This window comes from Streptomyces sp. URMC 124 (assembly GCF_051386455.1).
GTDB lineage: Bacteria > Actinomycetota > Actinomycetes > Streptomycetales > Streptomycetaceae > Streptomyces.
Map to the genome: position 1 here is coordinate 118,709 of NZ_JBPQTS010000001.1, position 15,231 is coordinate 133,939.

General features: G+C 72.8%; 12 protein-coding genes, 1 pseudogene and 1 riboswitch. Of the genes and pseudogenes, 9 read left to right on the top strand and 4 right to left on the bottom strand.

All coding sequences use genetic code 11. The features are described 5' to 3' along the window. Positions 1-40: 40 nt before the first annotated feature. From ACSNOG_RS00520 to aceA, 3 genes are all read right to left on the bottom strand, one after another. Positions 41-907, bottom strand: coding sequence for a 3-hydroxybutyryl-CoA dehydrogenase (locus ACSNOG_RS00520; protein WP_436750469.1), 867 nt, complete (start codon positions 905-907; stop codon positions 41-43). Then, the gene (aceB, locus tag ACSNOG_RS00525; RefSeq protein WP_436750470.1) at positions 904-2,511 is read right to left on the bottom strand and encodes a malate synthase A; all 1,608 of its coding nucleotides are present in this window, start codon (positions 2,509-2,511) and stop codon (positions 904-906) included. Before aceB ends, ACSNOG_RS00520 begins: the two co-directional genes overlap by 4 nt. 86 nt (positions 2,512-2,597) lie before the next feature. Next, entirely contained in the window at positions 2,598-3,881 is a 1,284-nt protein-coding gene (gene aceA, locus ACSNOG_RS00530; protein WP_436750471.1) for an isocitrate lyase, read from the bottom strand. A 292-nt stretch (positions 3,882-4,173) separates the two neighbouring features. On the opposite strand from aceA, the gene ACSNOG_RS00535 reads away from it, so the two are divergent. From ACSNOG_RS00535 to ACSNOG_RS00575, 9 genes and pseudogenes are all read left to right on the top strand, one after another. Next, positions 4,174-5,592: a short-chain fatty acyl-CoA regulator family protein gene (locus ACSNOG_RS00535; RefSeq protein WP_436750472.1), complete on the top strand. Its 1,419-nt coding sequence runs from the start codon at positions 4,174-4,176 to the stop codon at positions 5,590-5,592. A 65-nt stretch (positions 5,593-5,657) separates the two neighbouring features. Beyond that, a riboswitch (cobalamin riboswitch) is annotated at positions 5,658-5,835 on the top strand. 179 nt (positions 5,836-6,014) lie between these two features. After that, positions 6,015-7,514 carry a CoA-acylating methylmalonate-semialdehyde dehydrogenase gene (locus ACSNOG_RS00540; protein ID WP_436750473.1) on the top strand — a complete coding sequence of 500 codons (1,500 nt, stop codon included), beginning with the start codon at positions 6,015-6,017 and terminating at the stop codon, positions 7,512-7,514. A gap of 41 nt (positions 7,515-7,555) precedes the next feature. Continuing rightward, positions 7,556-8,704: an acyl-CoA dehydrogenase family protein gene (locus tag ACSNOG_RS00545; protein ID WP_436750484.1), complete on the top strand. Its 1,149-nt coding sequence runs from the start codon at positions 7,556-7,558 to the stop codon at positions 8,702-8,704. Beyond that, positions 8,701-9,861 (top strand): enoyl-CoA hydratase/isomerase family protein, encoded by a 1,161-nt coding sequence (locus ACSNOG_RS00550; protein ID WP_436750474.1) that lies wholly within the window; start codon positions 8,701-8,703, stop codon positions 9,859-9,861. The genes ACSNOG_RS00545 and ACSNOG_RS00550 overlap by 4 nt, the downstream gene beginning before the upstream one ends. After that, a complete protein-coding gene (mmsB, locus tag ACSNOG_RS00555; RefSeq protein WP_436750485.1) occupies positions 9,858-10,817 on the top strand; it encodes a 3-hydroxyisobutyrate dehydrogenase in 960 nt (319 codons plus the stop codon). The genes ACSNOG_RS00550 and mmsB overlap by 4 nt, the downstream gene beginning before the upstream one ends. Next, the gene (locus tag ACSNOG_RS00560) at positions 10,814-11,632 is read left to right on the top strand and encodes an enoyl-CoA hydratase (RefSeq protein WP_436750475.1); all 819 of its coding nucleotides are present in this window, start codon (positions 10,814-10,816) and stop codon (positions 11,630-11,632) included. The genes mmsB and ACSNOG_RS00560 overlap by 4 nt, the downstream gene beginning before the upstream one ends. A gap of 28 nt (positions 11,633-11,660) precedes the next feature. Then, positions 11,661-12,602: an NAD-dependent epimerase/dehydratase family protein gene (locus ACSNOG_RS00565; protein ID WP_436750476.1), complete on the top strand. Its 942-nt coding sequence runs from the start codon at positions 11,661-11,663 to the stop codon at positions 12,600-12,602. Between the two features lie 47 nt (positions 12,603-12,649). Next, a pseudogene (locus ACSNOG_RS00570) lies at positions 12,650-13,015 on the top strand (FAD-dependent monooxygenase); the annotation flags it as partial. Between the two features lie 815 nt (positions 13,016-13,830). After that, positions 13,831-14,085, top strand: a complete 255-nt coding sequence (locus ACSNOG_RS00575; RefSeq protein WP_436750477.1) for a helix-turn-helix domain-containing protein — start codon at positions 13,831-13,833, stop codon at positions 14,083-14,085. Here ACSNOG_RS00575 and ACSNOG_RS00580 read toward each other — a convergent pair. Continuing rightward, the coding region (locus ACSNOG_RS00580; protein ID WP_436750478.1) for an MFS transporter at positions 14,028-15,231 on the bottom strand (1,204 nt) is incomplete at its 5' end. The two genes, ACSNOG_RS00575 and ACSNOG_RS00580, sit on opposite strands and share 58 nt — an antisense overlap.

A 15,231-nucleotide genomic window follows, 5' to 3' on the forward strand; every position in this document is an offset into this window, starting at 1 on the left:
GCGGGGCGTACGGGGGCGCGGAGGTCGTGGCCGCAGCGGCTCAGCCCTCGCCGTAGGTGTGGAACCCCCGTCCGGTCTTGCGTCCGAGGAGGCCCGCCTGCACCATCCGCTGCAGCAGCGGCGGCGGCGCGTACAGGGGCTCCTTGAACTCGTCGTAGAGGGACTCGGCGATGGCGGCGACGGTGTCCAGGCCGATGAGGTCCGCGAGCTTGAGCGGGCCCATCGGGTGGGCGCAGCCCAGTTCCATGCCGGCGTCCACGTCGGCGGCGGTGGCGAACCCCGACTCGGCCATGCGCACGGCCGACAGGAGGTACGGGACGAGCAGCGCGTTGACGACGAAGCCGGCCCGGTCCTGCGAGCGGACGACCGTCTTGCCCAGGGTGGCGGCGAAGCCTTCGACCGCGGCGACGGTCTCCGGCGCGGTGTGCAGGGAGGAGATCACCTCGACCAGGGGAAGGACAGGCACGGGGTTGAAGAAGTGCAGGCCCACGACGCGGTGGGCGCGGCGGGTCGCCATGCCGAGGCGCATGACGGGGAGGGAGGAGGTGTTGGTCGCGAGGATCGCCCCGGGATCCTCAACGATCTTGTCCAGGGCGGCGAAGACCTCGGTCTTCACGTCCGGGTTCTCGACGACGGCCTCGATGACGAGGTGGCGGTCGGCCAGTGCGTCGAGACTGCCGGTGAAGACGAGGCGGCCCAGGGCGTCCTCGGCGGAGGCCCGGTCCAGCTTGCCCTTCTCGACGGCGCGGCCGAGAGACGCCGCGACCCGGTCGCGGGCGGCGAGGGCGGCTGTCGCGTCCGCCTCGCAGACGATGGTGTCGAGTCCGGTGCGGGCGCAGACCTCGGCGATGCCGGCGCCCATCCGGCCGCCGCCGACCACGCCGACCCGTCGGATGCCGGCGTTCACGAGCGCACCTCCGGCCGGCGGGCGGGGCGCGGCCGCGTGAGGTGGCGGTCGTAGGCGTCTGCGGTGAAGAACGCGGGCAGTTCCCTCGCCAGGGCGGTGCGTTCGAAGACGGCGCGGGCCTGCTCGGCGCGGGCGTGCGGCAGTTCCGCGGACAGCGCTGCCGTTTCCGTGTCGAGGAGTGCGCACACGGTGCCGCGGTCGACGGCGCCGTGGCGTATCCACTGCCAGATCTGGCATCTGGCGATCTCGGCGGTGGCGGCGTCCTCCATCAGGCCGTGGAGGGCGACGGCTCCGCTGCCGCGCAGCCAGGCATCGAAGTAGCGCAAGGCAACAGCGATGTTCGCGCGGATGCCCTCGTGCGTCGGCGGGCCGCTGACGCGGCGGACGGCGAGCAGGTCGGCGGCGCGCACGTCGACGTCGTCGCGGGTGCGGTCGATCTGGTGCGGCCGGCCGTCGAGGACGGCGTCGAAGACGTCGCGGCAGACGGGGACGAGACCGGGGTGGGCGACCCAGGAGCCGTCGAAGCCGTCCTCGGCCTCGCGCTCCTTGTCGAGCCGCACCTTGGCGAGCGCGGCCGCGTCGGCCTCCTTGTCCCGGCTCGGTACGTGCGCGGCCATCCCGCCGATCGCGTGGGCGCCCCGCCGGTGGCAGGTGCGCACGAGCAGCTCGGTGCAGGCGCGCAGGAAGGGGGCCGTCATGGTGACCTCGGCCCGGTCGGGGAGGACGAAGTCGGGGCGGTGGGCGAAGTTCTTGATGACGCTGAAGAGGTAGTCCCAGCGGCCCGCGTTGAGCCCGGCGCTGTGCTCGCGCAGTTCGTGGAGGATCTCCTCCATTTCGAAGGCGGCGGTCACCGTCTCGATCAGGACGGTCGCGCGGACCGTGCCGCGCGGGATGCCCCGCAGTTCCTGGGCGAGGACGAACACGTCGTTCCACAGGCGGGCTTCGTAGCGGTTCTCGAGCTTGGGCAGGTAGAAGTACGGCCCGTGCCCGGCGTCGATCTGCCGCTGCGCGCAGTGGAAGAAGTACAGGCCGAAGTCCACGAGCGCGGCGGGGGCGGGCTTGCCGCCGACGGTGAGGTGCGCCTCCGTGAGGTGCCAGCCGCGGGGGCGGACCATGAGGGTCGCGAGCCGCTCGCCGAGCTCGTACCGCTTGCCTCCGGGCGTGGTGAAGTCGATGCGCCGCTCGATGGCGTCGAGCAGGTTCAGCTGCCCGGCGACGATGTTCTCCCAGGTGGGCGAGGTGGCGTCCTCGAAGTCGGCCATCCACACCTGCGCGCCGGAGTTGAGGGCGTTGACGGTCATGCGCCGTTCGGGCGGTCCGGTGATCTCCACCCGGCGGTCGGTCAGGCCCGGCGCGGGCGGTGCGACGCGCCAGACGGGGTCGGTGCGCACGGCGGAGGTGACGAGGGGGAAGTCGAGGGCGGCACCGGAGGCGAGGAGCAGGGCGCGGCGGCGGCGCTCCCTGAGCAGTTCGGCGCGCCGGCCGGCGAAGGCCGTGACGAGGCGGCCGGTGAAGTCCAGTGCCTCGGGGGTGAGGATCTCGTCGTGGCGGTCGCCCGGCGGGCCGAGGACCTCGACGCGTGCGGACAGTTCGGTGATGGGCATGCGGGGTCTCCATCGGAGCGGTGGTGGGGTCCGGACGGGAGGCTCGTCCTGCCGGAGGGCCCGTACGACGCGGGGCCCGGCCGCCCCTAGTGGAACTGCTCCGCCTCGGTGGAGCCGGCGAGCGCGGTGGTGGAGGAGGCGGGGTTGACGGCGGTCGAGACCAGGTCGAAATAGCCGGTGCCGACCTCGCGCTGGTGCTTGACGGCGGTGAAGCCGTCGGCCTGGGCCGCGAACTCCCGCTCCTGCAGGTCGACGTAGGCGGTCATGCCGTGCTCGGCGTAGCCGCGGGCGAGGTCGAACATGCCGTGGTTGAGGGAGTGGAAGCCGGCCAGGGTGATGAACTGGAAGCGGTAGCCCATGGCACCGAGTTCGCGCTGGAACTTGGCGATCCGGTCGTCGTCCAGCGCAGCCTTCCAGTTGAACGAGGGCGAGCAGTTGTAGGCCAGCATCTTGCCGGGGTGGCGGGCGTGGAGGGCCTCGGCGAACTCGCGGGCCTGGGCCAGGTCCGGGGTGCCGGTCTCGACCCAGATGAGGTCGGCGTGGGGGGCGTAGGCCAGGCCGCGGGCGATGACCGGCGCCATGCCGTTCTCGACCCGGTAGAAGCCCTCGGCCGTGCGCTCGCCGGTGCAGAACCGCGCGTCGGTCTCGTCGACGTCGCTGGTGAGGAGGGTGGCGGCGAGGGCGTCGGTGCGGGCCACGATCAGGGTGGGCACGTCGGCGATGTCGGCGGCGAGACGGGCGGCGTTGAGGGTGCGGATGTGCTGGGCGGTGGGGACGAGGACCTTGCCGCCGAGGTGGCCGCACTTCTTCTCGGAGGCGAGCTGGTCCTCGTAGTGGATGCCGGCGGCACCGGCCGCGATCATCGCCTTGGTGAGCTCGAAGGCGTTGAGGGGGCCGCCGAAGCCGGCCTCGGCGTCGGCGACGATCGGTGCGAGCCAGTCGACGGCCGTGTCGGTGCCTTCGGCGGTCGCTATCTGGCCGGCGCGCAGCAGGGCGTTGTTGATGCGCCGCACGACCTGCGGCACGGAGTTGGCGGGGTAGAGGCTCTGGTCGGGGTAGGTGTGCCCGGCCAGGTTGGCGTCGGCGGCGACCTGCCAGCCGGAGAGGTAGATCGCCTGCAGCCCTGCCCGCACCATCTGCACGGCCTGGCCGCCGGTGAGGGCGCCGAGCGCGTGGATGTAGTCGCGTTCGTGCAGCTGCCGCCACAGGCGCTCGGCGCCGCGGCGGGCCAGGGTGTGCTCTTCGCGGACGCTGCCGGACAGCCGGAGGACGTCCTCCGCGGTGTAGGTGCGTTCGATGCCCTTCCAGCGGGGGTCGGTCGCCCACCGCTCCGCCAGTGCTTCCGCCGCCGTCGTCCGTGCCTGGGTCATGGTCGTCTCCCGTCGGTGCTGGGTTCTGTGAATCCTGCGAAGGGAAGCCGCTCTCCCTGTGTTGTCGTGGCCCGCCGTGCCGCGACCGGGTACGCAAAGGCTCTGTCGGTCCCGGGTTCTGCGTGACCCCGGCCTGATTCCGGCTGGTTCCGCCGGGCCGCACTACGACTCTGGCAGTGGCACTGCGTGCCATCAAGCCTGGCCCTCTGTCAAGTGTTGCGAATCTTCCCCGCACGTTTCGCCAAGTCTGCGAAGGTTCAATTCCCCATCCGAACGCGGACAGGAGTCGACGGTGAGCAAGACCTATGCGGGTGCCCGGCTGCGGAGGCTGCGCGAGGAGCGGCGGCTGAGCCAGGCCGAGTTCGCCCGCGTGCTGGGGATATCCCCGAGCTACCTGAACCAGATGGAGCACGACTCCCGTCCGCTGACCGTCCCCGTCCTGCTGCGGCTGACCGAGGCGTTCGGCGTCGACCCCGCCTTCTTCTCCGACGCCGGCACCACGCGGGTCCTCGCCGACCTGCGGGAAGCGCTCGCCGACGACCTCTCCGCCGCCCGCGTCTCGCCGTCGGAGCTGTCCGAGCTCGCCTCGCGCCTGCCCGCGGTCGCAGCCGTCCTGCTCGACCTCGGCCGCCGCAACCAGGCCCTGACCGAGCGCCTGGCGGAGGCCGCCGACGGCCGGGGCGGCAGCGGCGGCGCGGGCCCGGCCGCGCCCCGCTCTCCCCACGAGGAGGTCCGGGAGTTCTTCTACCGCCGCCAGAACTACCTCCACGACCTCGACACCGCGGCGGAGGAACTGGCCGCCGGCATGGGCGTCCGCCCCGGCGGAGTGCTCCCGGCCCTGGCCGGGCGCCTCGCGCAGCACCACGCCGTCCGGCTGGCCACGGACTCCGGCCGCCTCCACCACTACGATCCCGCGCGCCGGACCCTGCACCTCTCCGGCCGGCTCCGCCCCGGTCAGCGGGCCTTCCGCATGGCCACGCAACTGGCGCTGCTCGAATTCGCCGGGGAGCTGTCCGCGCTCGCCTCCGAGGACTACGAAGAGGGCTCGGCCGCGTGGTCGCTCGCGCGCATCGGCATCGCCAACTACGTGGCCGCAGCGCTGGTCCTGCCGTACGCCGCCTTCCACGCGACGGCGGAGGAGCTGCGTTACGACATCGAGCGGCTCACCGACCACTTCGGCGTCGGCTACGAGACGGTCTGCCACCGGCTCAGCACGCTCCAGCGGCCGCGGCTGCGGGGCGTGCCCTTCTCGTTCGTCCGCGTGGACCGCGCGGGCAACATGTCCAAGCGCCAGTCGGCGACCGGCTTCCACTTCTCGCGGGCGGGTGGCACGTGCCCGCTGTGGAACGTCTACGAGGCCTTCGCCGCCCCCGGGCGCATCCACGTCCAGATCGCCGCCATGCCCGACGGGCAGCGCTACCTGTGGACCGCCCGCACCGTCACCCGTCAGCGCGGGGGGTGGGGCGAGCCCGGCAAGACGTTCGCCATCGGGCTCGGCTGCGAGATCCGGCACGCCGCCCGGCTCGTCTACTCCGACGGGCTCGACCTCGGCAACGCCTCCGCGGCCACGCCCATCGGCATGGGCTGCCGCATCTGCGAACGCCTCGACTGCCCGCAGCGGGCCGTGCCGCCGCTCGGCCGCACCCTCGCGATCGACGAGAACAGCAGCACGTTCGTGCCGTATCCGGTGGCAGAGGACGGGGCCCGGTGAGAAGGGGGCCGGTGAGAAGGCGCCGCAAAAACCGGGGTGGACTTACTAGGACGTCCAACTATATGTTCGTGACCAAGGCCCGCGGTGCAGGGAAGCCGGTGCGATTCCGGCACGGTCCCGCCACTGTGACCGGGGAGTGTGCCGTCGACAGCACGCCACTGACGCGATGTTCCATGCGTCGGGAAGGCTGGCGGCGCGCGGTGATCCGGGAGTCAGGATACCGGCCGCGGGGTGTTCCGTGTTGTCCACGAGGATGGAGCAGACACGCATGGCACCGGTCCGTGTTCACGACCACGACCCTGGTGATCCGGCGGAGCGCGCGCACCCGAGCGCGCACGCGTAGCTCCTCCCGGAGCCGCGTGGCCCCAGGAGCCCCCATGCCCATCCCCGGATCTCACCTGACCTGACGAGAGCAGGCTTCCATGGTCCGTGAACTGACACATTTCATCGGCGGTAAGCACACGCCCGGAACGTCGGGGCTCTTCACCGACGTGTACGACCCCAACACCGGTGCCGTACAGGCCCGGGTGCCCCTGGCCGGGCACGAGGAGACCACCGCCGCGATCGCCGGTGCGGCGGCCGCCCAGCCGGAGTGGGGCGAGTGGAACCCGCAGCGCCGCGCCCGCGTCCTGCTGCGGTTCCTGCAGCTGGTCGACGGCGAACGGGAGGCGCTGGCCCGCCTGCTGTCGGCCGAGCACGGCAAGACGATCGCCGACGCCCACGGCGACCTCCAGCGCGGCCTGGAGGTCGTCGAGTTCGCCGCCGGCATCCCGCACCTGCTCAAGGGCGAGTTCACGGACAACGCCGGTACGGGCATCGACGTCCACTCGCTGCGCAGCCCCCTCGGCGTCACCGCCGGCATCACCCCCTTCAACTTCCCCGCGATGATCCCGCTGTGGAAGGCCGCACCCGCCCTCGCGTGCGGGAACGCGTTCGTCCTCAAGCCCTCCGAGCGCGACCCGTCCGTACCTCTGCGGCTCGCGGAGCTCTTCCTGGAGGCGGGGCTGCCGCCGGGCGTCTTCAACGTGGTCAACGGCGGCAAGGAGGCCGTCGAAACCCTGCTGGAGGACCCCAGGGTGCAGGCTGTCGGCTTCGTCGGCTCCACGCCGATCGCCGCGCACATCTACGCCACCGCCGCGGCCCGCGGCAAGCGCGCCCAGTGCTTCGGCGGCGCCAAGAACCACATGATCGTGATGCCGGACGCCGACCTCGACCAGGTGGCCGACGCCCTGATCGGCGCGGGGTACGGGTCGGCGGGCGAGCGCTGCATGGCGATCTCCGTCGCCGTCCCCGTCGGCGAGGAGACCGCGGACGCCCTGGTCGCCAAGCTCAAGGAGCGCATCGGCGCGCTGCGCATCGGCCGCTCCGACGACCCGGACGCCGACTTCGGCCCGCTGGTGAGCCGGGAGGCCCTCGACCGCATGCGCCGCTACGTGGACATCGGCACCACGGAGGGCGCCGAACTGGTCGTGGACGGCCGCGGTTTCGTCCTGCCCGGCCACGAGAACGGCTTCTTCGCCGGAGCGACCCTCTTCGACCGCGTCTCGACGAGCATGCGCGTCTACCGGGAGGAGATCTTCGGCCCGGTGCTCTGCATCGTCCGCGCCGCGAACTACGAGGAGGCCCTGCGGCTGCCCAGCGAGCACCCCTACGGAAACGGCGTGGCGATCTTCACCCGGGACGGGGACACCGCGCGGGACTTCACCCGCCGGGTGAACACCGGCATGGTCGGCGTCAACGTGCCCATCCCCGTACCGGTGGCGTACCACACCTTCGGCGGCTGGAAGCGCTCCGGCTTCGGCGACCTCAACCAGCACGGCCCGGACGCGATCCGCTTCTACACCCGTACGAAAACCGTCACCTCGCGCTGGCCCTCCGGGGTCAAGGAGGGCGCGAGCTTCACCCTTCCCACGATGCGGTGATGACGGCGGTGACGACGGTGACAACGACCACGACCAGGAACATGACCGGCACCATGCTCTCCGAGGAGCAGCTGGCGATCGCCGAGACGACGCTGGACTTCGCCGAGGAACACCTCGCCCCGCACGCCGTCGCCTGGGACCAGGGCAAGCACTTCCCGGTCGACGTCCTGCGCAAGGGCGCGGACCTCGGGCTCGGCGGCGTCTACGTCCGCGAGTCCTCCGGAGGCTCCGGCCTGACCCGCTCCGACGGCGTCGTGATCTTCGAGACGCTGGCCACCGGCTGCCCGTCCATCGCCGGCTACCTCTCCATCCACAACATGGTCGCCTGGATGATCGACCGCTACGGCGACGAGGCCCAGCGTGCCCGCCTGCTCCCGGCCCTGTGCTCCATGGACTTCCTGGGCAGCTACTGCCTGACCGAACCGGGCGCCGGGTCCGACGCGGCCGCGCTGCGCACGCGCGCCGAGCGCGACGGCGACCACTACGTCCTCACGGGCGTCAAGCAGTTCATCTCCGGCGCGGGCACCTCGCACGTCTACATCGTGATGGCCCGCACCGGCGAGCCGGGCCCCCGGGGCGTCACGGCCTTCGTCGTCGAACGCGACGACCCCGGGCTGTCCTTCGGCCCCGACGAGAAGAAGATGGGCTGGAACGCCCAGCCCACCCGCCAGGTCGTCCTCGACGGCGTGCGCGTCCCGGCCGGCCGCCGGCTCGGCGCCGAGGGCGACGGCTTCCGCATCGCCATGCACGGACTCAACGGCGGCCGCCTCGGCATCGCCGCCTGCTCCCTCGGCGGGGCGCAGAGCGCGCTCCACCGCAGCCTGGCCTACCTCGCGGACCGCGAGGCGTTCGGAGCGCCGCTGCTCCACGCGCAGGCCCTGCAGTTCGAGCTCGCCGACATGGCGACCGAGCTGGCGGCCGCCAGAGCGCTCGTCCGCCAGGCGGCGGAGGCCCTGGACCAACGGCTCCCGCAGGCTGCGCAGCTGTGCGCGATGGCCAAGCGGTTCGCCACCGACACCGGCTTCGCAGTGGCCGACAAGGCCCTCCAGTTGCACGGCGGCTACGGCTACCTCAGCGAATACGGCATCGAGAAGATCGTCCGCGATCTCAGGGTGCACCGGATCCTGGAAGGAACGAACGAGATCATGCGCCTCATCGTGGCCCGCGGACTGACGGGCGCCGTCCGATGACGCCGGACCGCACCGGCTCCGCCACCTCCGCCGACTCCACCGACTCGACCGACTCCACCGACCGCACCCTGCTGCGGACCGACGACGTGCTGCGGACGGACGACGTCCTGCTGCACACCGAAGGATGCGCGGCCTACATCACCCTCAACCGCCCCGAGGCCCTCAACGCCCTCACCCACGCCATGGTGCTCCGCATCGGTGAGGCCCTGGCCGAATGGGAGAAGGACCCCGCCGTCGGGACCGTGGTCATCACGGGCGCGGGCGAGCGCGGGCTGTGCGCCGGCGGCGACATCCGCTCCATCCACGAGTGCGCGCGCACCGGAGGGTCCGCGTCGGCGGACTTCTTTCGCGACGAGTACCGGCTCAACGCCCTGATCGCCCGCTATCCCAAGCCGTACGTGGCCGTCATGGACGGCATCGTCATGGGTGGCGGCGTCGGCGTCTCCGCGCACGGCAGCGTACGGATCGTCACCGAGCGCTCGCGGGTGGCCATGCCCGAGACGGGCATCGGCCTCGTCCCCGACGTCGGGGGCACGTACCTCCTCGGACTGGCCCCCGGTGAGCTGGGCACCCATCTGGCCCTGACCGGTGCCGTCGTGGGCGCGGCGGACGCCCTGCTGTGCGGGCTCGCGGACCACTACGTCCCGTCGGAGCAGCTGCCCGGGCTGGTCGGGGACCTGGCGCTGAAGCCGGTGCACGACGTCCTCGCCGCGTACGTCCGCCCTGCGCCGCCCGGCCTGCTGGACGACGCGCGGGAGTGGATCGACCACTGCTACGCGGCGGACACGGTCGAGGAGATCGTGGACCGGCTGCTGGGCTGCGGTGTGCCCGCGGCCCGGGACGCCGCGGGTGCGCTCGCCGCCAAGTCGCCCACCGCCGTGAAGGTGACGCTCGCCGCCCTGCGCCGCGCGCGGGAACTCGGGCCGCTGGAGCGGGTCCTGGAGCAGGAGTACCGCATCTCCTGCGCGGCGCTGACCTCGCCGGACCTCGTCGAGGGCATCCGCGCCCAGGTGATCGACAAGGACCGTGACCCCAGGTGGTCCCCCGCCACGCTCGCCGAGGTGAGCGAAGCGGACGTGGCCCGGTACTTCGCGCCGCTGGGAGAGCGGGAGCTGCGCCTCGCCACCGGTGACGCCCTGCAGGAGGTGCCGTGGTGAGCAGCGTGGTGGGATTCGTGGGACTCGGTCACATGGGCGGCCCCATGGCCGCCAACCTGGTCAAGGCCGGACACCGCGTCATCGGCTACGACGTGGTGCCGGGGATGCGCGCCGCGGCGGCGGAAGCGGGCGTCGAGACGGTCGGATCGGCCGCCGAGACGGCCGCCGGCGCGGACGTGGTCATCACCATGCTGCCGGTCGGCCGCCATGTCCTGGCCCTCTACGGCGGCGAAGGACTCCTCGCGGCGGCGCGGCCGGGCACGTTGTTCGTGGACTGCTCCACCATCGACGTGGCCGACGCCCGGACGGCGCACGAGGCCGTGCTCGCTGCCGGTCACCGGCCGCTGGACGCCCCGGTCTCCGGGGGCGTCGTCGGCGCCGAGGCCGGCACTCTCACCTTCATGGCCGGCGGGGAGGCGGCGGACTTCGCCCGCGCGGAGCCGCTGTTGCTGGCGATGGGGAAGAAGGCCGTGCACTGCGGGGCCGCGGGCGCGGGCCAGGCGGCCAAGGTCTGCAACAACATGATCCTGGGCATCTCGATGATCGCGGTGAGCGAGGCGTTCGTCCTGGGCGAGAGCCTGGGCCTGAGCCACCAGGCCCTGTTCGACGTGGCCTCCACCGCGTCCGGCCAGTGCTGGGCACTGACGGTGAACTGCCCCGTCCCGGGCCCGGTCCCGGGCAGCCCCGCGGCTCGCGACTACGCACCGGGGTTCGCCGCGCCGCTGATGGCCAAGGACCTCGGGCTGGCGGCGAACGCGGCCCGAGCGGGTGGCGTCGACGCGGAGCTGGGCCGACGGGCCGCACGGATGTACGCGGAGTTCGCGGAGGGCGAGGGCGCGGACCTGGACTTCTCGGGCATCGTGCGGGCCGTCCGGCGGCGCTCCACACCTTCCGAAGCCTCTGAAGCCTCTGAAGCCTCCGAGGGCCACACCTCTCAGAACGGAACCCCGGCATGAAGAACGCGACTGACCCCGCCGACGAGACCCACGAGCCCTATGGGGCCTACGAGACCATCCTCGTAGCGCGCAAGGGCCGCACCGCCCTCCTGACGCTCAACCGCCCCAAGGCTCTCAATGCCCTCAACCTCCGGGTCATGGAGGAGGTCGTGGCCGCGACCGAGGCACTCGACCGCGACCCGGACGTGGGCTGCATCGTCCTCACCGGCTCCGAGAAGGCCTTCGCCGCGGGCGCCGACATCAAGGAGATGCGCCCGCAGGGCTACATGGACATGTACCTCAGCGACTGGTTCACCGCGTGGGACCGCCTGGCGCAGCTGCGCACCCCCACCGTCGCGGCCGTCTCCGGCTACGCGCTCGGCGGCGGCTGCGAGCTGGCGATGCTGTGCGACGTCCTGCTCGCCGCCGACACGGCGGTCTTCGGCCAGCCGGAGATCAAGCTCGGCGTCATCCCCGGCATCGGCGGCTCGCAGCGGCTGACCCGCGCGGTCGGCAAGGCCAAGGCGATGGAGCTGTGTCTGACCGGACGCACCATGGACGCGGAGGAGGCCGAGCGCGCCGGCCTCGTATCGAGGATCGTGCCCGCCGCGGAACTCCTCTCCGAGGCGCTCGCGGTCGCCGAGACGGTGGCGGGCATGTCGGCTCCCGTGGCGATGATGGCCAAGGAGGCCGTCAACCGCGCCTTCGAGACCACACTCGCCGAAGGGGTCCGGTTCGAACGGCGGCTGTTCCACGCGGTCTTCGCGACGGCGGACCAGAAGGAGGGCATGGCGGCGTTCGTGGAGAAGCGCCCGCCGGAGTTCACCCACCGGTAGACGCACACGCTCGCGCTAGTGTTCGCATGTGAGTCTTTATGTAGTGGTGGGATACGGCCCCGCGGGGGCGGCCACTGCCCGGCTGCTGGCCGGGCAGGGTCATGAGGTACGGGTCGTCACCAGGTCGGGGCGGAGCCCCGAGCCCGGCATCGAGCACGTCGCGCTCGACGCGACGGACGCCGAGCGGCTGACCGGGGCTGCGCGGGGCGCGACCGCGATCTTCAGCTGTGCCGCACCGCCGTACCACCGCTGGGCGAACGACTGGCCGCCGCTCGCCTCGTCGCTGTGCGCGGCGGCCGAGGCGAGCGGGGCGGTCCTGGTCATGCTCGGCAACCTCTACGGCTACGGCCCCGTGGACGGCCCCCTGACCGAGGACCTCCCGCTCGCCGCGACCGGTCCCAAGGGCAAGACCCGCGCCGCCGTGTGGGAGCAGGCCCGCAAGCTGCACGAGCAGGGCCGTATCAAGGCGGTCGAGGTGCGCGCCTCGGACTTCTTCGGTCCCGGCGTGACCGACGGCGGCCACCTGGCCGCCCGGGTCCTCCCCCGCCTCCTGCGCGGTAAGCCGGTCTCCGTCCTCGGCGACCCGGACGCCCCGCACAGCTGGACCTACCTGCCCGACGTGGCCCGCGCCCTGATCGAGGTCGCGGGCGAGGAGCAGGCCTGGGGAAGAGCCTGGCACGTCCCGACCCGGCCCGCGCTGTCCACCCGCGAGATGACCGCCCACCTCGCCACCGAGGCAGGAACGGCCCCGGTCGCGGTCCGCAGACTCTCCCCGGCTGTCCTGAGCATCGCGTCCCTCGTCTCCCCTCTCCTCCGCGAACTCAAAGAGGTCCGCTACCAGTTCGACCGCCCGTTCACGGTCGACTCCGGCGCCTACGAAACCGCATTCACCGTCCGAGCCACACCGCTCGACGAGCAGATAAAGGCAACAGTGGCCTGGTGGCGCGAGCGCTCGGCCACCACCGCCTGACGACAACTGCCGACTGCCGCGCTCGCGGTGTGCGGACGGCCCTGATCGTGGGCGCGGGTGTCGCCGGCCTGACCGCGGCGACCACCTGGGGGCTGTGCCTGACCGGGCCCTCACTGCGCGCGCTGGCCGAGCTGGGGCCTGCGGAGGCGTGTCTTGCCGGAGGCCACGGCATCAGCGTGATTACGCATGTGGATGTGCACGGCGAGCCCGCGGACCGGATCGAGTTGCGGCGCCTGATCGGCGCGCGGCGGCCGGCGATGGCCGGCATCACACGTCCCGTACTGCACCGCATCCTGCACACGGAAGCCGAGCGGTGCGGCGTGGCGGTGCACCACGGGCTGACCGTCACGGCGGTGGACCAGGAGGCCGAGCTGGTCCGCGTGCGGCTGTCGGACGGGACCGAGCGACAGGCCGCACTCGTCGTCGGCGCGGACGGAATACGTTCCTCGGCACGGGAATTGCTGGGCCTTCGGGCCTCGCTCGGCTATCACGGGCAGATGGTGTGGAGGGCGCTGGTGCAGCGCCCGTCGTGGGGCACCGGCATCCATTGCCGGGAAGGCGGAACTCGCCCCGCTGGTGTCCGCATCCGAGTCGGTGGTGCGCCGCCCGGTGCAGACGCACTTCCTTCAAGGCGACTGGAATCGCGGCAGCAGCGTGGTCATCGGCGACGCCGCCCACGCACCCGCTCCGCAGACGGCCAGTGGTGCGGCCCTGGCCATCGAGGACGGCCTGGTGCCGGCCCGGGAGCCGGGGCGGCACGAGTCGGTCGGCACGGGGCTCAAGGCGTTCATAAGCCGACGCACCCAGCGGTGCCGAACGCTGGTGGAGACCTCGGTGCTCGTCGCCGGTCCGCCGCGGTCCACCGTGCGCTTCGACTTCGCCCTGGACAGGGTCAAGCCCGAGGGCCGGGCCGTAGGGCTCCTCGTCCGCTCCCTCCTGGAGCAACTGGACTCGGCAGACCCCCTGTTCCAGCGCGCCGAACTCCGGCGCAGCCAGATCCGCTGCATCGTCACCGCGCTGCTCCTGGCCCAGCCGCACTCGCACACCGACGAGTTGCGCGACGGTCCTCAACCGGGCCACCCGCGCTCCTTGCACGCGGCGCTCGCGTTCGTCGAGGCCGACCTCGCCGAGCGCATCACCCTGGGCGACATCGCCGAGGCGGCCGGCTGCGCCCCGCGGACCATCAGCTCCGCCTTCCGCGACCGGCTCGGCCTGTCGCCCATGTCCTATGTCCTACGTACGCAACCTGCGGCTGGACCGGATCCGCCAGGACATCCTCACCACGACCGACAACGTCGGCACCATCGCCTACCGGTGGGGCGTCTCCCACCTGGGTCGCTTCGCCGGCGACTACCGCGACCATTTCGACGAGCTGCCCTCCGACACCGCGGACCGTGTGGCGCACGTCCGTGCGCGCCCCTCGTCTCACTTCAGGACCAGCAGCGCCGCGAGCGCGGGCCCGAGCGCACCACCCAGCTGGTAGCAGAGGACGAACAGGCCGATCGCCGTGGGGCGCTGGTGATCGGGGGCGTCCTTGGCGGCGCGGAGCGACAGGACGGCGTTGCTGCCGGTGGAGACGAGGACGGCCATCGTGGCGGTGAGCAGGAGCAGCGGACCCCAGGAGGCCACGGCCGCGGTGAGCGGCGCGAGGGCGCCGAGAGTGATCAGGACGGTGAGGACGATGCGGTGTCCCAGGCGCCCGGCGGCCGCGGCCAGGAGCCACGAGAGGGCGGAGCCGACCAGGAGGGCGACGAGCTGCCCGGTGCCGATGGCGTCGGCGCTCCAAGGGGTGCGCCGGGCGATCAGGCGCGGCAGGCTGAAGAGGAGGGCGAAGTAGGAAGTGGAGAACGCGCAGGCGAGGAGCGCGGATCCGATGAAGGCGGGCGAGCGCAGGAGGACGGCGGGGACGAAGCCGTCCGGGTGGCGCCTGGCGTGGAGCACGAGCGGGACGGCGACGGCCAGGGCGGCGAGGGCGGCGGTCAGCGGGGCCGTGGGGATGAGGACGAGGGCGGAGGCCAGGGCGACGACGAGACCGGCTCCGGTGGCGTCGAAGGTGGTGGCGGCGGGCGGGGTGCGGCGGGTGTGACGCCAGACCACGGGGGCCGCGACGAGGGCGAGGGCGGACAGGGTGAGGGAGAGGCGCCAGGAGGCGGCGTCCGCGAGGAGCGAGCCGAGCAGGGGGCCAGAGGCGCCGAGTATCCCGAAGCCCGCGGTGATGACGCCCATGCGGCGGGTGGATCCGGCGAGGTTCATGGCGACGGCGACCAGGCCCGCGCCGCCGACGGCTTGGACGGCCCGCCCGGCGAGGGCGAGGGGCAGCCAGGGGGCGGTGGTGACGACGGCGGTCCCGGCGGCGACTGCCGCCGCGCTGAGGAGGAGGGCCGGACGGAGTCCGCGCTGCCGGATCAGCCCCGCGACCAGCGGCGAGCCGACGGTCATCGCCCAGGCGAAGACGGTGACCAGCCAGGTGGCGGTGGAAGTGGGGACGCCGAGGGAGCGGGCCATGCCGGGCAGGATCAGCACGGGGGCGTTGGCGCCCATGGCGATGGGGGCGGCGAGCAGCGCCAGCCAGAGGACCGGCACCGGCTGTCCGGCCGCCGCCCGGCCGGGGCGGGGCGGTGCGGTGGCG